The organism is Streptomyces sp. NBC_01723 (genome assembly GCF_036246005.1).
GTDB lineage: Bacteria > Actinomycetota > Actinomycetes > Streptomycetales > Streptomycetaceae > Streptomyces.
Map to the genome: position 1 here is coordinate 5854106 of NZ_CP109171.1, position 24147 is coordinate 5878252.

Below are 24147 nucleotides of genomic sequence, written 5' to 3' on the forward strand. Positions count from 1 at the left end.
GTTACTGCTGCGGCGGGGGCGGAGGCGTCTGCCCCTGCTGCGGATACCCGTACCCGGGCTGGGCATGGGGCTGCCCGGGCTGGGGGTAGGCCTGCCCCGGCTGCTGCGGCGGCACCTGCCCCGGCTGCTGCGGGTACGGCTGGCCGGGCTGCTGCGGATAAGGCTGGCCGGGCTGCTGCGGATAGGCCTGGCCCGGCTGGGGGTGACCCGGCATCGGCTGCTGCTGGCCCGGCATCGGCGGGGCGGCGACCGGCGGCGGGTTGCCGTCGGACGTCCACAGGCCGTGCGACTGCTGGTGGCGGACGAAGTCCTCGGCGACCATCGCCGCGAGGTTGAAGTACGCCTCCCGCACCTTCGGCCGCATCATGTCGAGGTCGACCTCCGCACCGGCGGACAGGTGCTCGTCGAAGGGGACCACGACGACGCCCCGGCACCGCGTCTGGAAGTGCCCCACGATGTCGTCGACCTTGATCATCTTGCCGGTCTCGCGGACCCCGGAGATGACCGTGATCGACCGTGACACCAGGTCGGCGTACCCGTGCGCGGACAGCCAGTCCAGCGTCGTACTGGCGCTGCTCGCACCGTCCACGGAGGGCGTCGAGATGATGATCAGCTGGTCGGCGAGGTCCAGCACGCCGCGCATCGCGCTGTAGAGGAGCCCGGTGCCCGAGTCGGTGAGGATGATCGGGTACTGCTTGCCGAGCACGTCGATCGCGCGCCGGTAGTCCTCGTCGTTGAACGTGGTGGACACGGCCGGGTCGACGTCGTTGGCGATGATCTCGAGACCGGACGAGGCCTGCGAGGTGAACCGCCGGATGTCCATGTACGAGTTGAGGTGCGGGATCGCCTGCACGAGGTCACGGATGGTGGCCCCGGTCTCGCGGCGCACGCGGCGGCCGAGCGTGCCGGCGTCCGGGTTGGCGTCGATCGCGAGGATCTTGTCCTGCCGCTCGGTGGCGAGCGTGGAGCCGAGGGCGGTGGTGGTGGTCGTCTTGCCGACACCGCCCTTGAGGCTGATGACGGCGATGCGGTAGCAGGAGAGCACCGGGGTGCGGATCAGATCCAGCTTCCGCTGCCGCTCGGCCTCCTCCTTCTTGCCGCCCAGCTTGAACCGCGAACCGCCGGCCGCCGGACGGCTGCTCTTCGCCTTCTGCCGCTTGTTGTTGAGCAGCCGGTCGGACGACAGCTCCACGGCCGCGGTGTATCCGAGCGGCGCGGCACCCGGGTTGGTGGGCTGACGCTGGTCGTGCTGCATGGGCTGCGGCCAGGCGGCCCCGAGCCGGGGGTCGACGGGCTGCTGCGGATGCTGCGGGGCGTCCGGCTGCTGCGGGTACTGGTGCTGCGGCTCGGGTGCCTGAGGTGCCTGGGGCTGCTGGGGGATATGAGGCTGCTGCGGTGTCTGGGGGTGCTGGTGCTGCGGCTGATGGTCGGGCTGACCGGGCACACCTGCCTGGCCCGGCTGACCGGGCGCGCCGGGCTGCACCGCCTGCACCGCCTGCGGCGTCTGGGGTGTCTGGGGTGGTGACTGCGGTGCCTGGCCCGGCTGCGGCATCGGCTGGGCGGGCGGGACCTGCGGGGCGTAGCCCTGCGGGGTCGCCTGCGGCGCGACCGGCGGAACCTGGGCGGCGTCGGGCTGCGACTGCCCCTGCGGTGCCTGCGGGAACCCGTAGGCACCGGGCTGGGCGGGGGAGTGCGGCTGGGGCGGCTGCGCGGCGGCCTGCGGGAAGCCGTACCCGCCATCGGTCACGGGCGTGGGAGCGCCGCCCGGCTGCTGGACCGGAGGCTGCGGTGCCGGAGGCGTGGCGCCGGGTTGCGGGAAGCCGTACCCGGCCTGCGGAGCGGGCTGCGCGGGCGGCGGGTTCCACGCGGCGGGCGCCGGCTGCGGAGCCTGCGGCTGGAACGGCGGCTGCTGGGCCGGTACGGCGGGCTGCTCCGGGGCGCCGGGTGCCGGCTGCGCGGGCCACTGGTGGGCCGGGGCGGGTGCGGTCGGCGGGTACGACGGAGGCGCGGGCGGCATCATCCCACCCTGGGCCGCGGGCGGCGTGTCCTCGGGAACGGCGTCCCGCGGGGCGTCGTCCTCGGGCGTTGAGTCCTCGGGCTCGTCCACCGCCGGGACGCTGTCCTCGGGCTCGGGCTCGGACACCTCGTCGGCGACCTCGCCGACAGCGGCGTCGTCCGTACCGTCCTCGTCCTCGTCGGCGTCGCCGGTCTCGGAGCGAGAGGCGTCCTCGTCCTCCGGTTCCACGGCGTCGTCGTCGGTGTCCGTGTCGGCGTCCGCCGCGGCACGCTCGGCGATCTCCCGCTGGAGAGCGGCCGCGGAGAAGCGCATGGTCGCGCCGCTCTCAAGATCACCGTTGGCGGGCTCGGGCTCGGGCTCGGGCTCCGGTTCGGGCCGCGGCTCCGGTTCGGGCCGCGGCTCCGGTTCGGGCTGCGGCTCCGGTTCGGGTTCGGGCTGCGGCTCCTGACCCGGAGGGGCGGCGGGCGCCTGGAGCTGGAACCCTCCGGCCGGGAAGGTCGGCACGGCCGTGGGGGAGCTGAAGTCCGCACCGGGGGCGGGCGCGGGCGCGGCCTCCGGTGCCTGCACCTCGGGCTCGGGCTCGGGCGTCGGCTCGGGCTCGGGCTCGGGCGTCGGCTCGGGCCGCGCCGACGGCTGCTGCGGCGGCTGCGGCTCGAACCCGCTCCCGACCGGCAGCCGCGGCACCCCGGTGGGCCCTCCGGCAGGCGGCGCGGGCGGCGTGAAGGGCGCCCCGGGCCCGGGCGGCGGAGGCGGCGTGTACGGGGCACCCGGCGCGGGTGCGGGAGGCGGCGGCGTGAAGGGCGCGCCCGGCGCGGGAGCCGGAACGGCGGAAGGCCCGCCGGCCGGCGCCGCGTGCGGCGGAGGCGTCAGCCCCGGCAACGGCGGAACCGGACCACGGGGAGCAGGCGGAGCGGAGGGCGAGCCCGGAGCGGCAGAATCGGAAGCGCCAGAGGAACCGGACGCCGAACCGGACGCCGAACCGCTCCCCGCCCCCTCGTCATCCTGCCCCGCTTCGCTGGACGCGTTCTGCGTGTACCAGGCGGGCGGCGCGTAGTCGATGGTGAACTCGCCGGTCGTCTCGACTGAGGACTCCGCGTCGGGCTGGTCATCGCCGGGTGTAGCCCAGCCCCCGCGGTTCCCGTCCCGGTCGCTGCTCACAGTTCCTCCTGGTGTGGTCGAGCACCCTCAAGCCGTGCTGGGGCGACCCTTGCTTGTCATTCGAAGTTGTCCAAGGCCGTTCGAGGTCGTCCGATGAACCGGCTCTTCCCCCTGAGACGCCGACGCCCGGTCCACGGGTTCTGGCGTCGCGCCGGTCCCAGCCTAATCACCGCAAGCCCCGCCACGGCAGGCCCGTCCGCCCGCCGACGTGAGCCCTCCGCGTCACAGTCCGGCAGAAAATGACACGGGCGGCACCTGTCAATGAACAAAGCGGGCGATACCGGTGAACAATTCGGACAGAACCCGGCACCACCCGTTCCGAGCCTGCCCGAACCCCGCGCTGCGAATCCCGGTACCGCCCCCTGTCACGCCTCTACTCGGCGGCCTCGACGTCCCGTGCCGCCGGCTCCAGGTCGAACTCGCCGTCCCGGGCGCCGAGCACGAAGGCCCGCCACTCCGCCTCGGTATAACGGAGCACGGTGCTCGGGTCCAGCGACGACCGCATGGCCACGGCACCCTCGGGCAGGTAGGCGATCTCGACCCGCTCCTCGTGCTCCTCGGTGCCGGGCGCGCTGTGCCATTCGACGCCCGAGATGTCGAGGGCATAGAGCTCGTCCCGCTCCCGATCCTTGCGTGCCCTGAGTTCCTGGTCCTCGGCCTCGGCCATCGCGGTCCGGTCCTTCCTGCTGTGCCAACGAGCTGTGCCGTCACCCTACTTGTCCGTGTTACTCCAGGTCAGCGGTTCGCCCATGTACGTCCCCGGCACGGGTGACGGCCTGCGCGGCCCCCCACACGAGGCCCTCCCCGGCGTCCGCCCGGGCCGCGGACAAGGGCGTCCGCCCGGACTGGTACGCTGTGTGACGGCCGTATGTGTACGCGCCCCCGGAGCCTGAGCCCTGGAGGTCGCGCCCAGCGGATCCCCGCCTTCCGAGTTACGGAAGATCCCCCGAGACGTAGACCGGGGGCACTCGGTGGCCACACACAGACTAAGAGGAGTACGCGTGTCGCTCGACGCCGCAGTGAAGAAGCAGATCGTCTCCGAGTTCGGTACCAAGGAGGGCGACACCGGCTCCCCCGAGGTCCAGGTCGCGCTCCTGTCCCGTCGGATCTCCGACCTGACCGAGCACCTCAAGACCCACAAGCACGACCACCACTCCCGTCGTGGTCTGCTGATCCTGGTCGGCCAGCGCCGCCGGCTGCTGCAGTACCTCGCCAAGAAGGACATCCAGCGCTTCCGTGCGCTGGTCGAGCGCCTCGGCATCCGCCGCGGTGCGGCGGGCGCCAAGTAGGACGCCGTGAAGGGAGCGGTTCCCATTCGTTCGGGGGCCGCTCCCTTTGCTGTACGTGCGCGGTGTCGCCGACGCTTTGTAGTGTGGTATCAGACACAGCACGTACGACGTAGGACCCAACGAACGAAACGAGGAGAAGCGCGCTTCGCCGCCGCCGGTCCTCGGTAGTGGCCCCCGGGGGCAGAACCCCGGGTGCTTCGATCGAAGACCGGCCCGCATTGCACGGAGCGCTTCTCCGACCGTCCCCCCGCCACACGGGCGAGGAGGGACGAAAGACGACAAGTAACGGAGAAGACACTAGTGGAGAACGAGACCCACTACGCCGAAGCCGTGATCGACAACGGCGCATTCGGCACCCGCACCATCCGCTTCGAGACGGGCCGGCTGGCCAGGCAGGCCGCCGGTTCCGCCGTGGCGTACCTGGACGACGACACCATGGTGCTATCGGCCACGAGCGCCTCCAAGAACCCCAAGGACCAGCTCGACTTCTTCCCGCTCACGGTGGACGTCGAGGAGCGGATGTACGCCGCCGGCAAGATCCCCGGCAGCTTCTTCCGCCGTGAGGGCCGCCCCTCCGAGGACGCCATCCTCACCTGCCGCCTGATCGACCGCCCGCTGCGTCCGTCCTTCAAGAAGGGCCTGCGCAACGAGATCCAGGTCGTCGCCACGATCATGGCCCTCAACCCCGACCACCTGTACGACGTCGTGGCGATCAACGCCGCCTCCGCGTCCACGCAGCTGGCCGGCCTGCCCTTCTCCGGCCCGATCGGCGGCGTCCGCGTCGCGCTGATCCGCGGTCAGTGGGTGGCCTTCCCGACGCACACCGAGCTCGAGGACGCCGTCTTCGACATGGTCGTCGCGGGCCGCGCCCTGGAGGACGGCGACGTCGCGATCATGATGGTCGAGGCCGAGGCCACCGAGAAGACCGTCAAGCTGGTCGAGGGCGGCGCCGAGGCGCCCACCGAGGAGGTCGTCGCCGCCGGTCTGGAGGCCGCGAAGCCCTTCATCAAGGTGCTGTGCCGCGCCCAGGCCGACCTCGCCGCGAAGGCCGCCAAGCCGACCGGCGAGTTCCCGGTCTTCCTGGACTACCAGGACGACGTCCTGGAGGCCCTCGCCGCCGCCGTCAAGCCCGAGCTCTCCCAGGCGCTCACCATCGCCGGCAAGCAGGAGCGCGAGGCCGAGCTGGACCGCGTCAAGACGCTCGCCGCCGAGAAGCTCCTCCCGGAGTTCGAGGGCCGCGAGAAGGAGATCTCCGCCGCGTACCGCTCGCTGACCAAGTCCCTGGTCCGTGAGCGCGTCATCAAGGAGAAGAAGCGCATCGACGGCCGCGGTGTCACCGACATCCGCACCCTGGCCGCCGAGGTCGAGGCCATCCCGCGCGTGCACGGTTCCGCGCTGTTCGAGCGTGGCGAGACCCAGATCCTGGGCGTCACCACCCTCAACATGCTCCGCATGGAGCAGCAGCTGGACACCCTCTCCCCGGTGACCCGCAAGCGCTACATGCACAACTACAACTTCCCGCCGTACTCCGTCGGCGAGACCGGCCGCGTCGGCTCCCCGAAGCGCCGCGAGATCGGCCACGGCGCCCTCGCCGAGCGCGCGATCGTGCCGGTGCTGCCGACGCGCGAGGAGTTCCCCTACGCGATCCGCCAGGTGTCCGAGGCCCTCGGCTCCAACGGCTCGACGTCGATGGGCTCGGTCTGCGCCTCCACCATGTCGCTGCTGAACGCCGGTGTGCCGCTGAAGGCCCCCGTCGCCGGTATCGCCATGGGCCTGATCTCCCAGGAGATCAACGGCGAGACGCACTACGTCGCCCTCACCGACATCCTCGGTGCGGAGGACGCCTTCGGCGACATGGACTTCAAGGTCGCCGGCACCAAGGAGTTCGTGACCGCCCTCCAGCTCGACACCAAGCTGGACGGCATCCCGGCCTCCGTCCTGGCCGCCGCCCTCAAGCAGGCCCGTGACGCCCGCCTCCACATCCTCGACGTGATGATGGAAGCGATCGACACGCCGGACGAGATGTCCCCGAACGCGCCGCGGATCATCACCGTGAAGATCCCGGTCGACAAGATCGGCGAGGTCATCGGCCCCAAGGGCAAGATGATCAACCAGATCCAGGAGGACACGGGCGCCGACATCACGATCGAGGACGACGGCACCATCTACATCGGTGCCGCCCAGGGCTCGCAGGCCGAGGCCGCCCGCGCCACGATCAACGGCATCGCCAACCCGACCATGCCCGAGGTCGGCGAGCGCTACCTGGGCACGGTCGTGAAGACGACCACCTTCGGCGCGTTCGTCTCCCTGCTGCCCGGCAAGGACGGCCTGCTGCACATCTCGCAGATCCGCAAGCTCGCCGGCGGCAAGCGCGTGGAGAACGTCGAGGACGTGCTCGGCGTGGGAGCCAAGGTCCAGGTCGAGATCGCCGAGATCGACTCCCGCGGCAAGCTCTCCCTGATCCCCGTGGTCGAGGGCGAAGAAGGCAGCGAAGAGAAGAAGGACGACGCCGACCAGTGACGTCTCGTAGCTCGAAGGCGACGGCCCGCACCTCCTCGGAGGCGCGGGCCGTCGCCCGTACCCAAACCCTGATCAAGGGCGAGCACGGCACCGGCACGGTCCGCCGGACCACCCTCCCGGGCGGCCTGCGCATCGTCACCGAGACGCTGCCCTCGGTCCGCTCGGCGACCTTCGGCATCTGGGCCCACGTCGGCTCCCGCGACGAGACCCCGGCCCTGAACGGCGCCACCCACTACCTGGAGCACCTGCTCTTCAAGGGCACCCGCAAGCGCAGCGCCCTGGACATCTCCGCCGCCCTCGACGCCGTCGGCGGCGAGATGAACGCGTTCACGGCGAAGGAGTACACCTGCTACTACGCACGCGTGCTCGACACCGACCTGCCGCTCGCCATCGACGTCGTCTGCGACATGCTGACCGGCTCCCTGATCCAGGAGGAGGACGTCGACGTCGAGCGCGGCGCCATCCTCGAAGAGATCGCGATGACCGAGGACGACCCGGGCGACTGCGTGCACGACCTCTTCGCGCACACCATGTTCGGCGACAGCGCCCTCGGCCGCCCCGTCCTCGGCACCGTCGACACGGTCAACGCCCTCACCGCCGACCGCATCCGCCGCTTCTACAAGAAGCACTACGACCCCACCCACCTGGTGGTCGCCGCGGCCGGCAACGTCGACCACAACAAGGTCGTACGCCAGGTCCGGGCCGCCTTCGAGAAGGCCGGCGCCTTCCGGGAGCCGGTGGCCGCGCCCGTGGCCCCGCGCGACGGACGGCGCACCGTCCGGGCCGCAGGGCGCATGGAGCTGATCGGCCGCAGGACCGAGCAGGCCCACGTCATCCTCGGCATGCCGGGCCTGGCCCGCACCGACGACCGGCGCTGGGCGATGGGCGTGCTCAACACCGCCCTCGGCGGCGGCATGTCCTCGCGTCTGTTCCAGGAGGTCCGCGAGAAGCGCGGCCTCGCCTACAGCGTGTACTCGTACACCTCGGGCTTCGCCGACTGCGGCCTCTTCGGCGTCTACGCGGGCTGCCGGCCCTCGCAGGTGCACGACGTGCTGAAGATCTGCCGCGACGAGCTGGACCACGTCGCCGAGCACGGCCTGACCGACGACGAGATCGGCCGTGCCGTCGGCCAGCTCCAGGGCTCCACGGTCCTCGGCCTGGAGGACACCGGCGCGCTGATGAACCGCATCGGCAAGAGCGAGCTGTGCTGGGGCGAGCAGATGTCCGTCGACGACATGCTGGCCCGGATGGCCTCGGTCACGCCGGACGACGTCCGCGCGGTCGCCCGCGACGTCCTGGGGCAGCGGCCCTCGCTGTCGGTCATCGGCCCGCTGAAGGACAAGCAGGCGTCCCGGCTGCACGACGCCGTCGCCTAACGATCCCCGGTAAGGAAGCAAGAGACATGAGCAAGCTGCGCGTGGCCGTCCTCGGTGCCAAGGGCCGGATCGGCTCCGAGGCGGTACGGGCGGTCGAGGCCGCCGAGGACATGGAGCTGGTCGCCGCCCTCGGCCGGGGCGACAGCCTGGACACGCTGGCCGACACCGGCGCCCAGGTCGTCGTCGAGCTGACCACCCCCGCCTCGGTGATGGACAACCTCGACTACTGCGTGGGCCACGGCATCCACGCCGTCGTCGGCACCACCGGCTGGACCGACGAACGCCTCGCGCGGCTCAACTCCTGGCTCGACGCCTCCCCGGAGACGGGTGTGCTCATCGCGCCCAACTTCTCCATCGGCGCCGTGCTCACCATGAAGTTCGCGCAGCTCGCCGCCCCGTACTTCGAGTCCGTCGAGGTCGTCGAGCTGCACCACCCGAACAAGGTGGACGCCCCCAGCGGCACCGCCACCCGCACCGCCCAGCTGATCGCCGAGGCGCGGCAGAAGGCAGGCTCCGCTCCGGCGCCCGACGCCACTGCCACCGCCCTGGACGGCGCCCGCGGCGCGGACGTCGACGGTGTCCCGGTCCACGCGATCCGCCTGCGCGGCCTCCTCGCCCACCAGGAGGTCCTGCTCGGCGGAGAGGGGGAGACCCTCACCGTCCGGCACGACTCCCTGCACCACAGCAGCTTCATGCCGGGCATCCTGCTGGGCGCCCGCCGGGTGGTCACCACCCCGGGCCTCACCTTCGGCCTGGAACACTTCCTGGACCTGAACTGAGACCCGGCCCGGACCCCGAACAGAGCCCCTGACCCCCATGCGCGCGAAGATCTCCTACCTCGTCACGGCCGCCGTCCTGGTCTTCTACTTCGTCCTGGCCGGCGGCCGCGGCGTGATGCTCATCGAGGCCGGCACACCCCTCACCGTCACGTTCGGCGTCGCGGTGCTGATCCTGCCGGTCATCGGCATCTGGTTCCTGTGGAAGAACACCCAGTTCGTCCGCAGGGCCAACCAGCTCGCCGCGGAACTCGACGCCGAGGGCGGACTGCCCGTGGACGACCTGAAGCGCACCCCCAGCGGCCGCGTCGACCGGGAGTCGGCCGACGAGGTCTTCGCCCTGCGCAAGGCCGAGACGGAGGACGCCCCGGACGACTGGCGCAGCTGGTTCCGCCTGGCCGTCGCCTACCACGACGCCCGGGACACCCCGCGGGCCCGCAAGGCGATGCAGCGGGCGATCGCCCTCCACGACGGCAAGCCCGTCGAGGCGGCCTGACCTCTGCGCGGCTCAGTCCCGCCGGTACTCGGCGGCCCACGCCTCCACGGCGTCGGCCGCCCGGTCGAAGGCGTCCTCGCGGGCGAGGAAGTCGGAGTTGTGCGTGGTGAGCAGGGGCGGCAGCGGGTCCGTGGACCGGCCCTGCCGGACGAGGAGCAGCGCCTGCCCCTGCACCGTGCGCGGCAGCCCGAGCCAGCGCACCGGCTGCTGCACCGTGCGCATGCTGGCGACCTGCTGCCAGGCCACCGTGCGGGTGCTGAGGAAACTCACCTGACGCACTCCGTGCGCGCTCACCCACACGCCCATGCGCAGCATCCGCAGGGCGCAGGCGATGACGACGGCCGCGATGCCGAAGACCACGGCGGCCGAGGACAGCGTGCCCGTAGCGGCGATGATCACCGCCGCGAACAGCACGAACGAGGCGAGCAGCAGCATCACCGCCGCCGCCCCCACCCGCCAGGGCCCCGGCCGGTAGGGCCGGCGCCACAGGTCGCGGTCGTCGTACGGCAGCGCGACGTCGTCGGCCGCGTCGAAGGCGCGGTCGGCCGTCAGGAAGGGCAGGGGCACGGCTGGTCCTCACTCGTTCCATGGCAAGTGCTGTGCCCGGTGAGGCTACCGACCTGTGTCTGCGGTCACCACTCTCGGGGGTCCGGACGGGAGCTGCCCCCGACCGTCCCCCGGCCCGTCTAGCGTCCCTCGGACGCCTGTGACGGCTGTTTGTGCGGCGAGGGCTGGTCGGTCGACAGGGCGGGCATCCCGATCAGCAGGGAGCCCGCGATTCCGGCGACGACGGTGAGACCGAGCAGCCAGCGTCCGGCCTGCTGGCCGAAGGACGCCCGCTCGCGGGGAGGGGGTGTGACATTGCTGCGGAACCTGTCGGCTTCGGCGACGAAGGCGAACGGCACGGGTTCACGCCGGCGGATCATGTAGCTGTGTCTCCTTTCGGGGACTTGATGGTTCGCTGTTACTCATACAGACGAACGAACGCCCCTCCAGGTGCCCTGTTTCGCCGACTTCATTGCGGCACGGCAGTGAAAGCCCGATTCGGCGGGGGCCGTAGAGTGGCCCCCGCCAAGCGACGAGATGGGAAGGCCCTCCACACCGTGACCGACACCCCCGCCGACGATTCCAAGATCGAACTCCGCAGCGACGTCACCGTCGAGCTGGTCAAGAGCAGCGCGACCGACTCCGACGTGCTGTTCGCCGCCCGTGTCTCCACCGTCGGGGAGCAGTCCCTCGCGGAGCTGGACAAGGACCCGGAGCGCTCCAAGGGCCTGATCAACTACCTCATGCGGGACCGGCACGGCAGCCCGTTCGAGCACAACTCGATGACCTTCTTCATCAGCGCCCCGATCTTCGTCTTCCGCGAGTTCATGCGGCACCGCGTCGGCTGGTCGTACAACGAGGAATCGGGCCGCTACCGGGAGCTCCAGCCGGTCTTCTACGTCCCGGACACCTCCCGCAAGCTGGTCCAGCAGGGCCGGCCCGGCAAGTACGTCTTCGTCGAGGGCAGCCCGGAGCAGTACGAGCTGGTGGGCGGCGCGATGGAGGACTCCTACCGCCAGGCGTACGCCACGTACCAGCGGATGCTCGCCGCCGGCGTCGCCCGCGAGGTGGCCCGCGCGGTGCTCCCCGTCGGCCTGTACTCCTCGATGTACGCCACCTGCAACGCCCGCTCGCTGATGCACTTCCTGGGCCTGCGCACCCAGCACGAGCTGGCGAAGGTGCCCTCCTTCCCGCAGCGGGAGATCGAGATGGTCGGCGAGAAGATGGAGGCGGAGTGGGCCCGGCTCATGCCCCTCACCCATGCCGCTTTCAACGCCAACGGCCGCGTCGCGCCGTAGCGCGTCCCGGAGCCGGGCACACATGTGCGCATCAGCCGTGCGAAGTGTCCGTATTGCGGCGTTTGGAGAAGTTCATCTAGCCTGATCAAAGGGACCCGGCACTGCTTGAACCCCCGAGCAGGCAGTGCCGGGCTCCACATACCTCTCGACAGGCCCTAAGGCAGACCCCGCCCTGAGCAACGAGTAGCGTGTAACCCATGGCTCCGACCTCCACTCCGCAGACCCCCTTCGGGCGGGTCCTCACCGCCATGGTCACGCCCTTCACGGCGGACGGCGCACTCGACCTCGACGGCGCCCAGCGGCTCGCCACCCACCTGGTGGACGCAGGCAACGACGGCCTGATCGTCAACGGCACCACCGGCGAGTCCCCCACCACCAGCGACGCGGAGAAAGCGGACCTCGTACGAGCCGTAGTGGAGGCGGTCGGCGACCGGGCCCACGTCGTCGCCGGCGTCGGGACCAACAACACCCAGCACAGCATCGAGCTGGCCCGCGCCGCCGAGCGCGCCGGAGCACACGGCCTCCTGCTGGTCACGCCGTACTACAACAAGCCCCCGCAGGAGGGCCTCTACCTGCACTTCACGGCGATCACCGACGCCGCCGAGCTGCCGGTCATGCTCTACGACATCCCCGGCCGCAGCGGCGTCCCGATCAACACGGAGACCCTGGTCCGCCTCGCGGAGCACCCCCGGATCGTCGCGAACAAGGACGCCAAGGGCGACCTCGGCCGCGCCAGCTGGGCCATCGCACGCTCCGGCCTCGCCTGGTACTCCGGCGACGACATGCTGAACCTGCCGCTGCTCTCCGTGGGCGCGGTCGGCTTCGTCTCCGTCGTCGGCCACGTCGTCACCCCGGAACTGCGCGCCATGGTGGACGCGCACGTCGCCGGTGACGTACAGAAGGCACTGGAGATCCACCAGAAGCTGCTCCCGGTCTTCACCGGCATGTTCCGCACCCAGGGCGTCATGACCGCCAAGGCCGCGCTCGACCTCCAGGGACTGCCCGCCGGACCGCTGCGCGCGCCGATGGTCGGTCTCACGCCCGAGGAGACCGACCAGCTCAAGATCGATCTTGCCGCCGGCGGGGTACAGCTCTGACAACAGACTTCGCACCACCGCACGGCCGCACGGACTTCACAACTGAATAGGCGGGCCACCGGTGCCCGCACCCCACACGACAACTGCTTCTGCACGAACGTCACGCGCGCCACGTGCCCACCGGTACGTGGCGCGTGTGGTGAGGAGAGTCTTTTGAGTCATCCGCACCCTGAACTGGGCCGGCCCCCGGCGCTCGCGAAGGGCGGCCTCCGGGTCACCCCGCTCGGCGGCCTGGGCGAAATCGGCCGCAACATGACGGTCTTCGAGTACGGCGGCCGTCTGCTGATCGTCGACTGCGGAGTGCTCTTCCCCGAGGAGGAGCAGCCCGGAATCGACCTGATCCTGCCGGACTTCTCGTCCATCCGGGACCGCCTCGACGACATCGAGGGCATCGTCCTCACCCACGGGCACGAGGACCACATCGGCGGCGTCCCCTTCCTCCTGCGCGAGAAGCCGGACATCCCGCTGATCGGCTCCAAGCTGACCCTCGCCCTCATCGAGGCCAAGCTCCAGGAACACCGCATCCGCCCGTACACCCTCGAGGTGGCGGAGGGGCACCGCGAACGCGTCGGCCCCTTCGACTGCGAGTTCGTCGCGGTCAACCACTCCATCCCGGACGCGCTGGCCGTCGCCATCCGCACCCCCGCGGGCATGGTCGTCCACACCGGCGACTTCAAGATGGACCAGCTCCCGCTGGACGGCCGCCTCACGGACCTGCACGCGTTCGCGCGCCTCAGCGAGGAGGGCATCGACCTCCTCCTGTCCGACTCGACGAACGCCGAGGTCCCGGGCTTCGTCCCGCCGGAGCGGGACATCTCCAACGTCCTGCGCCAGGTCTTCGCCGGAGCCCGCAAGCGGATCATCGTGGCGAGCTTCGCCAGCCACGTCCACCGCATCCAGCAGATCCTGGACGCGGCGCACGAATACGGCCGCCGGGTCGCCTTCGTGGGCCGCTCCATGGTCCGCAACATGGGCATCGCCCGGGACCTCGGCTACCTCAAGGTGCCGCCGGGCCTCGTCGTGGACGTCAAGACCCTCGACGACCTGCCGGACAGCGAAGTGGTCCTGGTCTGCACGGGCTCCCAGGGCGAGCCGATGGCCGCGCTGTCCCGCATGGCCAACCGGGACCACCAGATCCGCATCGTCAACGGCGACACGGTGATCCTGGCCTCGTCCCTGATCCCGGGCAACGAGAACGCGGTCTACCGCGTGATCAACGGCCTGACCCGCTGGGGGGCCAACGTCGTCCACAAGGGCAACGCCAAGGTCCACGTCTCGGGCCACGCCTCGGCCGGCGAGCTGCTGTACTTCTACAACATCTGCCGCCCGAAGAACCTGATGCCGGTCCACGGCGAATGGCGCCACCTGCGCGCCAACGCCGAACTGGGCGCCCTCACCGGCGTCCCGCACGACCGCATCGTCATCGCCGAGGACGGCGTCGTCGTCGACCTCGTCGAGGGCAAGGCGAAGATCTCCGGCAAGGTCCAGGCGGGATACGTCTACGTCGACGGCCTCTCCGTCGGTGACGTCGGCGAGCCCGCCCTCAAGGACCGCAAGATCCTCGGTGACGAGGGCATCATCTCGGTCTTCGTGGTCATCGACTCGTCCACCGGCAAGATCACCGCGGGTCCGCACGTCCAGGCCCGCGGCTCGGGCATCGAGGACTCAGCGTTCACCGCGGTGCTCCCCAAGGTGACCGAAGCACTGGAGCGCTCGGCCCAGGACGGGGTCGTCGAGCCCCACCAGCTCCAGCAGCTGGTGCGCCGGACGCTCGGCAAGTGGGTCTCGGACACGTACCGGCGCCGGCCGATGATCCTCCCTGTCGTGGTGGAGGTCTGACGGTCCGTCGGATCTCCGGCAGCGTCAACCTGGAGCGGGGCGGCTCGATTTGCATCGAGCCGCCCCGCTCCAGTACGTTTACATCTCCGCTCGGACGGGCACCCGACCACTTCGTGGATCGGAGCCGCCCCGGAGGGCGGGAATTCCGACTCAGAATCTCTGATAAAGTCGGAGCCGCCGGAAAGGGAAACGCGAAAGCGGGAACCTGGAAAGCACCGAGGAAATCGGATCGGAAAGATCTGATAGAGTCGGAAACGCAAGACCGAAGGGAAGCGCCCGGAGGAAAGCCCGAGAGGGTGAGTACAAAGGAAGCGTCCGTTCCTTGAGAACTCAACAGCGTGCCAAAAGTCAACGCCAGATATGTTGATACCTCCGGCCTGATCGGTTCATCCGGTTCAGGTTGAGGTTCCTTTGAAATACACACAGCGAGGACGCTGTGAACGGTCGGATTATTCCTTCGACCGTTCCGCTCTCGTGGTGTCACCCGATTACGGGTAAACATTCACGGAGAGTTTGATCCTGGCTCAGGACGAACGCTGGCGGCGTGCTTAACACATGCAAGTCGAACGATGAACCACTTCGGTGGGGATTAGTGGCGAACGGGTGAGTAACACGTGGGCAATCTGCCCTGCACTCTGGGACAAGCCCTGGAAACGGGGTCTAATACCGGATACTGAACCTCGCAGGCATCTGTGAGGGTCGAAAGCTCCGGCGGTGCAGGATGAGCCCGCGGCCTATCAGCTAGTTGGTGAGGTAATGGCTCACCAAGGCGACGACGGGTAGCCGGCCTGAGAGGGCGACCGGCCACACTGGGACTGAGACACGGCCCAGACTCCTACGGGAGGCAGCAGTGGGGAATATTGCACAATGGGCGAAAGCCTGATGCAGCGACGCCGCGTGAGGGATGACGGCCTTCGGGTTGTAAACCTCTTTCAGCAGGGAAGAAGCGAAAGTGACGGTACCTGCAGAAGAAGCGCCGGCTAACTACGTGCCAGCAGCCGCGGTAATACGTAGGGCGCAAGCGTTGTCCGGAATTATTGGGCGTAAAGAGCTCGTAGGCGGCTTGTCACGTCGGTTGTGAAAGCCCGGGGCTTAACCCCGGGTCTGCAGTCGATACGGGCAGGCTAGAGTTCGGTAGGGGAGATCGGAATTCCTGGTGTAGCGGTGAAATGCGCAGATATCAGGAGGAACACCGGTGGCGAAGGCGGATCTCTGGGCCGATACTGACGCTGAGGAGCGAAAGCGTGGGGAGCGAACAGGATTAGATACCCTGGTAGTCCACGCCGTAAACGGTGGGCACTAGGTGTGGGCAACATTCCACGTTGTCCGTGCCGCAGCTAACGCATTAAGTGCCCCGCCTGGGGAGTACGGCCGCAAGGCTAAAACTCAAAGGAATTGACGGGGGCCCGCACAAGCGGCGGAGCATGTGGCTTAATTCGACGCAACGCGAAGAACCTTACCAAGGCTTGACATACACCGGAAACGGCCAGAGATGGTCGCCCCCTTGTGGTCGGTGTACAGGTGGTGCATGGCTGTCGTCAGCTCGTGTCGTGAGATGTTGGGTTAAGTCCCGCAACGAGCGCAACCCTTGTCCCGTGTTGCCAGCAGGCCCTTGTGGTGCTGGGGACTCACGGGAGACCGCCGGGGTCAACTCGGAGGAAGGTGGGGACGACGTCAAGTCATCATGCCCCTTATGTCTTGGGCCGCACACGTGCTACAATGGCCGGTACAATGAGCTGCGATACCGCAAGGTGGAGCGAATCTCAAAAAGCCGGTCTCAGTTCGGATTGGGGTCTGCAACTCGACCCCATGAAGTCGGAGTCGCTAGTAATCGCAGATCAGCATTGCTGCGGTGAATACGTTCCCGGGCCTTGTACACACCGCCCGTCACGTCACGAAAGTCGGTAACACCCGAAGCCGGTGGCCCAACCCCTTGTGGGAGGGAGCTGTCGAAGGTGGGACTGGCGATTGGGACGAAGTCGTAACAAGGTAGCCGTACCGGAAGGTGCGGCTGGATCACCTCCTTTCTAAGGAGCACTTCTTACCAGCCTCTGGCTGGTCAGAGGCCAGCATGCGAGCGAATGTCTCGCACTGGTTGCTCATGGGTGGAACGTTGACTACTCGGCACGGTCGACTTGAAGGATCACTAGTACTGCTTCGGCGTGGAACGTGACTCTGGAGAGGGAACTGTGTCGGGCACGCTGTTGGGTATCTGAGGGAATGAGTTTCCTTCAGTTGCCGGCCCCAGTGCACTCGGGATTTCTCCCGGGGTGATGGGTGGTTGGTCGTTGTTTGAGAACTGCACAGTGGACGCGAGCATCTGTGGCCAAGTTTTTAAGGGCGCACGGTGGATGCCTTGGCACCAGGAACCGATGAAGGACGTGGGAGGCCACGATAGTCCCCGGGGAGTCGTCAACCAGGCTTTGATCCGGGGGTTTCCGAATGGGGAAACCCGGCAGTCGTCATGGGCTGTCACCCGCTGCTGAACACATAGGCAGTGTGGAGGGAACGCGGGGAAGTGAAACATCTCAGTACCCGCAGGAAGAGAAAACAACCGTGATTCCGGGAGTAGTGGCGAGCGAAACCGGATGAGGCCAAACCGTATACGTGTGAGACCCGGCAGGGGTTGCGTGTGCGGGGTTGTGGGATCTCTCTTCCACGGTCTGCCGGCCGTGGGACGAGTCAGAAACCGTTGATGTAGGCGAAGGACATGCGAAAGGTCCGGCGTAGAGGGTAAGACCCCCGTAGTCGAAACATCAGCGGCTCGTTTGAGAGACACCCAAGTAGCACGGGGCCCGAGAAATCCCGTGTGAATCTGGCGGGACCACCCGCTAAGCCTAAATATTCCCTGGTGACCGATAGCGGATAGTACCGTGAGGGAATGGTGAAAAGTACCGCGGGAGCGGAGTGAAATAGTACCTGAAACCGTGTGCCTACAAGCCGTGGGAGCGTCGGACATCAAGCTTGCTTGGTGTCTCGTGACTGCGTGCCTTTTGAAGAATGAGCCTGCGAGTTTGCGGTGTGTTGCGAGGTTAACCCGAGTGGGGAAGCCGTAGCGAAAGCGAGTCCGAACAGGGCGATTCAGTAGCACGCTCAAGACCCGAAGCGGAGTGATCTAGCCATGGGCAGGTTGAAGCGGAGGTAAGACTTCGTGGAGGACCGAACCCACCAGGGTTGAAAACCTGGGGGATGACCTGTGGTTAGGGGTGAAAGGCCAATCAAACTCCGTGATAGCTGGTTCTCCCCGAAATGCATTTAGGTGCAGCGTCGTGTGTTTCTTGCCGGAGGTAGAGCACTGGATAGGCGATGGGCCCTACCGGGTTACTGACCTTAGCCAAACTCCGAATGCCGGTAAGTGAGAGCGCGGCAGTGAGACTGTGGGGGATAAGCTCCATGGTCGAGAGGGAAACAGCCCAGAGCATCGACTAAGGCCCCTAAGCGTACGCTAAGTGGGAAAGGATGTGGAGTCGCACAGACAACCAGGAGGTTGGCTTAGAAGCAGCCACCCTTGAAAGAGTGCGTAATAGCTCACTGGTCTAGTGATTCCGCGCCGACAATGTAGCGGGGCTCAAGCGTACCGCCGAAGTCGTGTCATTCATACAATAGGGCCAACGCCTGTATGGATGGGTAGGGGAGCGTCGTGTGCCGGGTGAAGCAGCCGCGGAAGCGAGTTGTGGACGGTTCACGAGTGAGAATGCAGGCATGAGTAGCGATACAAACGTGAGAAACGTTTGCGCCGATTGACTAAGGGTTCCTGGGTCAAGCTGATCTGCCCAGGGTAAGTCGGGACCTAAGGCGAGGCCGACAGGCGTAGTCGATGGATAACCGGTTGATATTCCGGTACCCGCTGTGAAGCGTCAAACATCGAGCATCGTGATGCTAAGGCCGTGAAGCCGCCCTGATCTCTTCGGAGTTGAGGGGAGTGGTGGAGCCGCCGAACCAAGCGGTTAGTAGGTGAGTGATGGGGTGACGCAGGAAGGTAGTCCATCCCGGGCGGTGGTTGTCCCGGGGTAAGGGTGTAGGCCGCAAGGTAGGTAAATCCGCCTTGCATACGGCTGAGACCTGATGCCGAGCCGATTGTGGTGAAGTGGATGATCCTATGCTGTCGAGAAAAGCCTCTAGCGAGTTTCATGGCGGCCCGTACCCTAAACCGACTCAGGTGGTCAGGTAGAGAATACCGAGGCGTTCGGGTGAACTATGGTTAAGGAACTCGGCAAAATGCCCCCGTAACTTCGGGAGAAGGGGGCCACATCCGGTGACGAGTCTTGCACTCCGAGCTGGGGGTGGCCGCAGAGACCAGCGAGAAGCGACTGTTTACTAAAAACACAGGTCCGTGCGAAGCCGTAAGGCGATGTATACGGACTGACGCCTGCCCGGTGCTGGAACGTTAAGGGGACCGGTTAGCTCCATTTCGGTGGGGCGAAGCTGAGAACTTAAGCGCCAGTAAACGGCGGTGGTAACTATAACCATCCTAAGGTAGCGAAATTCCTTGTCGGGTAAGTTCCGACCTGCACGAATGGCGTAACGACTTCTCGACTGTCTCAACCATAGGCCCGGTGAAATTGCACTACGAGTAAAGATGCTCGTTTCGCGCAGCAGGACGGAAAGACCCCGGGACCTTTACTACAGTTTGATATTGGTGTTCGGTTCGGCTTGTGTAGGATAGCTGGGAGACTTTGAAGCTCACACGCCAGTGTGGGTGGAGTCGTCGTTGAAATACCAGTCTGGTCGTGCTGGATGTCTAACCTGGGTCCGTGATCCGGATCAGGGACAGTGTCTGATGGGTAGTTTAACTGGGGCGGTTGCCTCCTAAAGAGTAACGGAGGCGCCCAAAGGTTCCCTCAGCCTGGTTGGCAATCAGGTGTTGAGTGTAAGTGCACAAGGGAGCTTGACTGTGAGACCGACGGGTCGAGCAGGGACGAAAGTCGGGACTAGTGATCCGGCGGTGGCTTGTGGAAGCGCCGTCGCTCAACGGATAAAAGGTACCCCGGGGATAACAGGCTGATCTTCCCCAAGAGTCCATATCGACGGGATGGTTTGGCACCTCGATGTCGGCTCGTCGCATCCTGGGGCTGGAGTCGGTCCCAAGGGTTGGGCTGTTCGCCCATTAAAGCGGTACGCGAGCTGGGTTTAGAACGTCGTGAGACAGTTCGGTCCCTATCCGCTGTGCGCGTAGGAGTCTTGAGAAGGGCTGTCCCTAGTACGAGAGGACCGGGACGGACGAACCTCTGGTGTGCCAGTTGTCCTGCCAAGGGCATGGCTGGTTGGCTACGTTCGGGAGGGATAACCGCTGAAAGCATCTAAGCGGGAAGCCTGCTTCGAGATGAGGACTCCCACCCCCTTGAGGGGTTAAGGCTCCCAGTAGACGACTGGGTTGATAGGCCGGATCTGGAAGCACCGCAAGGTGTGGAGGTGACCGGTACTAATAGGCCGAGGGCTTGTCCTCAGTTGCTCGCGTCCACTGTGTTGGTTCTGAAACCACGAACAACCCGCCCCCGGTCACAGGGGCGGCTGGTTGTCTGTTTCATAGTGTTTCGGTGGTCATAGCGTAGGGGAAACGCCCGGTTACATTCCGAACCCGGAAGCTAAGCCTTACAGCGCCGATGGTACTGCAGGGGGGACCCTGTGGGAGAGTAGGACGCCGCCGAACAATCATTTAAAGGGTTGGACCCAGAACTTCGGTTCTGGGTCCAACCCTTTTTTGTTTTGCGTCACTTGAAGTTCACGTTGCGCTACGACGATCGTTCGTATGGGTACCTCAGCAATGCTCAGGGCCGCCAGCGTAGGCGTCGGCGACGAGGTCGTCGTACCTGCCTTCGGGAACGTGGAAGTCGCCGAGGCCGTGGCTCTCGCCGGCGCGCTGCCGGTGTTCGCCGACATAGATCCGGGGACGTACTGCCTCGACGCCGCCGCGGTGGAGGCGTCGTTGACGTCGCGGACCGCGGCCATCGTCGCCGTGCACCGGTTCGGACACCCGGCGGACATGGGTCTGCTGCACGGGGTCGGGCAGCGGCACGGGCTGCTCGTGCTGGAGCAGGGGGAGTCCGAGGCGCCGTACGACGAGATAGCGCGGCGCAGGGAGCGGGCGGCCTACCTCGACGGGAAGCTGAGGGGGGTGCGGACCCCCGACTGGGGCGACGGGCACACCTATCAGCAGTACGTCGTGCGGGTGCCGGGGAACGGACGGCCGGACCGGGACGCGTTCGCGCGTGCCGTGCGGGGACGGGGAGTCGACTGCCGGGTGCCGGTGAAGACCCCCGTGCACCGGTTGCCGGGCTTCCGGCGATGCGTGTCGTTGCCCGAGACCGAGCGGGCCGTCGACGAGACCCTCGCGTTGCCGGTCGAGGCATCGTTGACCAGGCGGGACATGCAGCGGATCGTGTCCGCGTGCAACGCCCTGGGCGGGCTGCTGCAACCCGCGTTCGGATGAAGTCCGTGGTTGGGAGCACCGGCTTGTTCGGGGTATGATCTATTCCGTTGCCGCGGGGAAACCCGAAAGCGACAGGCCCCTATAGCTCAGTCGGTAGAGCGTCTCCATGGTAAGGAGAAGGTCAACGGTTCGATTCCGTTTGGGGGCTCCACCACAAAGGCCCCGCCCAATTGGGCGGGGCCTTTCGCTTGCCCTGGTCAGTCCGCGTGCGGCTCCGGGACGCGCATAGCGAGGATCGCCATGTCGTCGGACGGGGCGTCAGAGGCGAAGCGCTCCACCGCGCGCATGATGCGCGCGGCCACCGCACCCGCCGTCAGGCCCGTGCACGACGTGAGGACGTCGGCGAGGCCGTCGTCGCCCAGCATGCGGGTGCCCTCGCGGCGTTCGGTGACGCCGTCCGTGACACAGAGCAGGACGTCGCCCGGTTCGAGGGTGACCGTCTGTTCGTAGAGCTCCAGGTCCTCGATCACGCCGAGGAGCGGCTGGGGTTCGGCGGCGGGTTCGACCGAGCCGTCCTGGCGCAGCCGGAGCGGGAGCGGATGGCCGGCGCAGACCACCTTCAACTCCGCGCTGCCGTCGTCCTGCGGGCGCATCTCGCCGTACAGCAGCGTGAGGAAGCGGCTGCGGGCGCCCTCGTCGAGGATGGCCGAGTTGAGGCGCTCCAGGACCGCCGGGCCGCTGAGACCCTCGCGGGCCAGCAGGCGCAAGGCGTGCCGGGCCAGGCCCGTGACGGCGGCCGCGTTCGGGCCCGTACCGCAGACGTCGCCGATGGCGAAGCCGTAGGCGCCGTCGCTGATCGGGAAGAGGTCGTAGAAGTCTCCGCCGACCTCGTTGCCCTCGCCGGCCGCGCGGTAGATGACCTCGACCTCGACGCCGTCGATGAGGGGCAGTTCGGGCGGCAGGAGGCTGCGCTGGAGGGACTGGCTGATGGCCGTGCGCTCCGAGTACAGGCGGGCGTTGTCCAGGGCCAGGGCGGCTCGGCGGGACAGGTCCTCGGCGAGTTCGAGGATCTCCTGGCGGAAGTGGTCGTCGGTGGGCTTGCCCAGGGTGAGCATGCCGATGACGCGGTTACGGGCGACCAGTGGCAGGACCACGGTCTCGCCGCCGACCGCGGACGCGGTGGCGAGGGTCGGGCCGATACCGGTGCTCAACTGGTGTGTCGGGCCGCCGCTCAGGCCGAGGTCGCGCATGGAGGTGCGCAGCGCGGCCTGATGGGCCATGTCGGCGGGGGTCGTCCAGACGCGGGCGCCCGGGGCGGGGACCGGGTCGGGCGGCGCGATCTTCGACAGCAGGGACTTGATGCCGTCGATGAGTTCCTCGTCCTCGTGCAGGACGTAGGAGAGATACGGTTCGGAGGCCTGGTCGGCGATGGTGTAGACGGCGCACCAGGTGGCGAGGGTGGGGACCGTCATCTGGGCCATCAGGGCCAGCGTCTGGTCCCGGTCCAGGGTGCCGGCGAGGAGGTCGGAGGCCTCGACGAGGAAGCTGAGCGAGCCGCGGCGCAGCCGCTCCAGCTCGCCCAGGCGGGCCGACTCGACGGCCAGGGCGATGCGGTCGGCGGCGAACTGGAGGCGCAGCGCCTCCTCGTTGGAGTAGCGGCCGGCGGCCTCGGCGGCGACTCCGAGGGAGCCGGTGAGGCGGCCCTCGACCTTGAGGGGGACGGTGACGACCGAGCGCATGCCGGTGCCGTTCAGCAGCGGGACGGCGCCGGGGACGGCCGCGAGGTCGTCGTGGACGGCGGGCATGCGCGCGGAGCCGTAGCGGCCGGGGCCGGCCTCCACGGGGACGCGGGCGAAGCGCTGGCGGGCGGAGGGCAGGCCGGTGGAGGCGCGGACCTCCAGCTCCGTCTCGTCGTCGGTGGCCAGCAGCAGGAAGGCGGCGTCGGCGTCGAGCATGTCGCGGGCGCGTTCGACCGTGCGCTGGAGGAGGCCGTCGAGGTCGTCCGGGGCCGGGGAGCCGATGAACACCTCGAAGGGGTCGGTGCTCTGGCCCTCGGAGGACGAGGAGTCGGCGGCCGGTACGCGCATCGGGGTCTGGAGGACCGCCCGTTCGTGGTCCCGGACGAGGAGGCAGACCGTGGACGGTTCGCCGCCGGCGTCGCGGACGCGCAGGTGGGAGGCGTACACGGGGGTGACGCGGCCGTTGGCGCCCCTTATGCCGTAGCTGCCCTCCCAGCGGGAGAGCTGGAGCGCTTCGGCGATGCCGGTGCTGGTGCCCGGAGTGTGCGGCCAGGCGGCGAAGTCGGTGAGGGGCTTGCCGGTGACCTGCTCGGCCGGGTAGCCGAAGAGCTCCTCGGCGTCCTCGTTCCAGGACGTGACGGAGCCGGTGCGGTCGATCTGGACGACGGCGACGCGGACCCGGCCGTCGGCGAGCGGCAGCAGGTCGGCGGGGAGCGAGGGACCGGCGGCGCGGGTGCCGACCGGGCGCTCGGGCAGGTGGAGGTGGAACCAGACGTTCTTGTGGGTGGGCGTGTACTCGACGCCCCAGCGGTCGGCCAGGGCCGCGCACAGCTGGAGGCCGCGGCCGCCCTCGCGGTCGGGGCTGCCCATGTTGGCGGGGGAGCCCTGGAGCGGGACCTCGCGCTCCGGATAGTGGTCGGCGACCTCGATCCGTACACCGTCGTCGCTGCGCATGCACTCGACGTCTGCGGTGGTGCCGGCGTGCACCACCGCATTGGTCACCAGTTCGCTGGTCAGCACCACGGCGTCGTCGACGATGTCGGCATGGCCCCAGCCCTGAAGTGTGTCGCGGACGAAGGACCGGGCACTCGCCACGGACCGTCCGACGGGCTCGAAGCTGGCGGCCGCGCGCGCGGTGATCACAGAACTCCTCGACCCTCTCTCCCCGTGCACGGCCTCATGGCCGACCCGGTCGTGCCGCTGCTGCGGCAGTCCACCCGTCGGCCCGGGATCCGGGGGCTGCTCCCCCGGGATCAGTCCGGTGGTCATTCCGGCCGCCCCTCTGATGCCCGCTTCGTCTCCGTACCACCGCCCAGACCGGACGCACCGGCTTGGCTGGACAGCCGCATGCAAGGTTACTTACCTTCGCCGCCCATGCGGATGCCGGTCTGCAGTGTTTCCGCCCAGAGGGTGTGCGGACGATGTGCGAAGCTGCCGAACTGTTATGGCCTGGTTCGGCCGGGGTGAAACACTGGGCAGGCTTCTTGTGAGGTCCGGGCAGGTGAATGCGCGCCGAGTGGGGTGGGCAGCAGCCTCTGGAGCGGGTCCGGTGAGCCGGGCCGGATCGCTCGGCATCATGGGAAGTACGCGGCAGTAACCGGTCCGCCGAGCGTGCGCGGCCGGGCA

The 24147-nt window shown here is 68.0% G+C and carries 14 protein-coding genes, 1 tRNA gene and 3 rRNA genes; 13 read left to right on the top strand and 5 right to left on the bottom strand.

Translation table 11 applies throughout. The annotated features are described in order from the left end of the window. Window position 1: 1 nt before the first annotated feature. Both OIE75_RS27200 and OIE75_RS27205 read right to left on the bottom strand, forming a co-directional pair. Window positions 2–3175: an SCO5717 family growth-regulating ATPase gene (locus OIE75_RS27200; RefSeq protein WP_329472363.1), complete on the bottom strand. Its 3174-nt coding sequence runs from the start codon at window positions 3173–3175 to the stop codon at window positions 2–4. A 373-nt stretch (window positions 3176–3548) separates the two neighbouring features. Continuing rightward, window positions 3549–3842 (bottom strand): DUF397 domain-containing protein, encoded by a 294-nt coding sequence (locus OIE75_RS27205; protein ID WP_307015410.1) that lies wholly within the window; start codon window positions 3840–3842, stop codon window positions 3549–3551. A gap of 334 nt (window positions 3843–4176) precedes the next feature. Between OIE75_RS27205 and rpsO the strand changes: the two genes are divergently transcribed. From rpsO to OIE75_RS27230, 5 genes are all read left to right on the top strand, one after another. Next, a complete protein-coding gene (rpsO, locus tag OIE75_RS27210) occupies window positions 4177–4464 on the top strand; it encodes a 30S ribosomal protein S15 (RefSeq protein WP_064730122.1) in 288 nt (95 codons plus the stop codon). A 300-nt stretch (window positions 4465–4764) separates the two neighbouring features. Further along, window positions 4765–6984: a polyribonucleotide nucleotidyltransferase gene (locus tag OIE75_RS27215; protein ID WP_307015411.1), complete on the top strand. Its 2220-nt coding sequence runs from the start codon at window positions 4765–4767 to the stop codon at window positions 6982–6984. Then, window positions 6981–8360 carry a M16 family metallopeptidase gene (locus OIE75_RS27220; protein WP_307015412.1) on the top strand — a complete coding sequence of 460 codons (1380 nt, stop codon included), beginning with the start codon at window positions 6981–6983 and terminating at the stop codon, window positions 8358–8360. The genes OIE75_RS27215 and OIE75_RS27220 overlap by 4 nt, the downstream gene beginning before the upstream one ends. Window positions 8361–8386: 26 nt before the next feature. Beyond that, window positions 8387–9139: a 4-hydroxy-tetrahydrodipicolinate reductase gene (dapB, locus tag OIE75_RS27225; RefSeq protein ID WP_307015413.1), complete on the top strand. Its 753-nt coding sequence runs from the start codon at window positions 8387–8389 to the stop codon at window positions 9137–9139. A gap of 37 nt (window positions 9140–9176) precedes the next feature. Then, window positions 9177–9632 (top strand): hypothetical protein, encoded by a 456-nt coding sequence (locus tag OIE75_RS27230; protein WP_125492862.1) that lies wholly within the window; start codon window positions 9177–9179, stop codon window positions 9630–9632. 12 nt (window positions 9633–9644) lie between these two features. On the opposite strand, the gene OIE75_RS27235 is transcribed toward OIE75_RS27230, so the two are convergent. Both OIE75_RS27235 and OIE75_RS27240 read right to left on the bottom strand, forming a co-directional pair. Next, complete coding sequence (locus OIE75_RS27235; RefSeq protein ID WP_307015414.1) at window positions 9645–10199, bottom strand: hypothetical protein; 555 nt, start codon at window positions 10197–10199, stop codon at window positions 9645–9647. Between the two features lie 119 nt (window positions 10200–10318). After that, entirely contained in the window at window positions 10319–10558 is a 240-nt protein-coding gene (locus tag OIE75_RS27240; RefSeq protein WP_125492860.1) for a hypothetical protein, read from the bottom strand. Window positions 10559–10735: 177 nt separating this feature from the next. Here OIE75_RS27240 and thyX point away from each other — a divergent pair, with 177 nt between their 5' ends. The 8 genes from thyX (at window position 10736) to OIE75_RS27280 (ending at window position 20993) form a co-directional block, all read left to right on the top strand. Then, window positions 10736–11476, top strand: a complete 741-nt coding sequence (thyX, locus tag OIE75_RS27245; RefSeq protein ID WP_329472364.1) for an FAD-dependent thymidylate synthase — start codon at window positions 10736–10738, stop codon at window positions 11474–11476. Between the two features lie 197 nt (window positions 11477–11673). Further along, window positions 11674–12573: a 4-hydroxy-tetrahydrodipicolinate synthase gene (gene dapA, locus OIE75_RS27250; RefSeq protein ID WP_122615090.1), complete on the top strand. Its 900-nt coding sequence runs from the start codon at window positions 11674–11676 to the stop codon at window positions 12571–12573. A 153-nt stretch (window positions 12574–12726) separates the two neighbouring features. Continuing rightward, window positions 12727–14412, top strand: a complete 1686-nt coding sequence (locus OIE75_RS27255; protein WP_307015416.1) for a ribonuclease J — start codon at window positions 12727–12729, stop codon at window positions 14410–14412. Between the two features lie 501 nt (window positions 14413–14913). Next, window positions 14914–16439 (top strand): 16S ribosomal RNA (locus OIE75_RS27260). A 297-nt stretch (window positions 16440–16736) separates the two neighbouring features. Then, window positions 16737–19858: ribosomal RNA gene (locus OIE75_RS27265) — 23S ribosomal RNA — on the top strand. An 87-nt stretch (window positions 19859–19945) separates the two neighbouring features. Beyond that, a 5S ribosomal RNA gene (gene rrf, locus OIE75_RS27270) occupies window positions 19946–20062 on the top strand. Together the 16S, 23S and 5S rRNA genes form the textbook arrangement of a ribosomal RNA operon. A gap of 114 nt (window positions 20063–20176) precedes the next feature. Continuing rightward, window positions 20177–20842, top strand: a complete 666-nt coding sequence (locus OIE75_RS27275) for a DegT/DnrJ/EryC1/StrS family aminotransferase (RefSeq protein ID WP_329474067.1) — start codon at window positions 20177–20179, stop codon at window positions 20840–20842. Window positions 20843–20917: 75 nt separating this feature from the next. Then, window positions 20918–20993: transfer RNA gene (locus tag OIE75_RS27280), tRNA-Thr, on the top strand. Window positions 20994–21039: 46 nt separating this feature from the next. On the opposite strand, the gene OIE75_RS27285 is transcribed toward OIE75_RS27280, so the two are convergent. Beyond that, window positions 21040–23790 carry a SpoIIE family protein phosphatase gene (locus OIE75_RS27285; RefSeq protein WP_307015417.1) on the bottom strand — a complete coding sequence of 917 codons (2751 nt, stop codon included), beginning with the start codon at window positions 23788–23790 and terminating at the stop codon, window positions 21040–21042. Window positions 23791–24147: the final 357 nt, after the last annotated feature.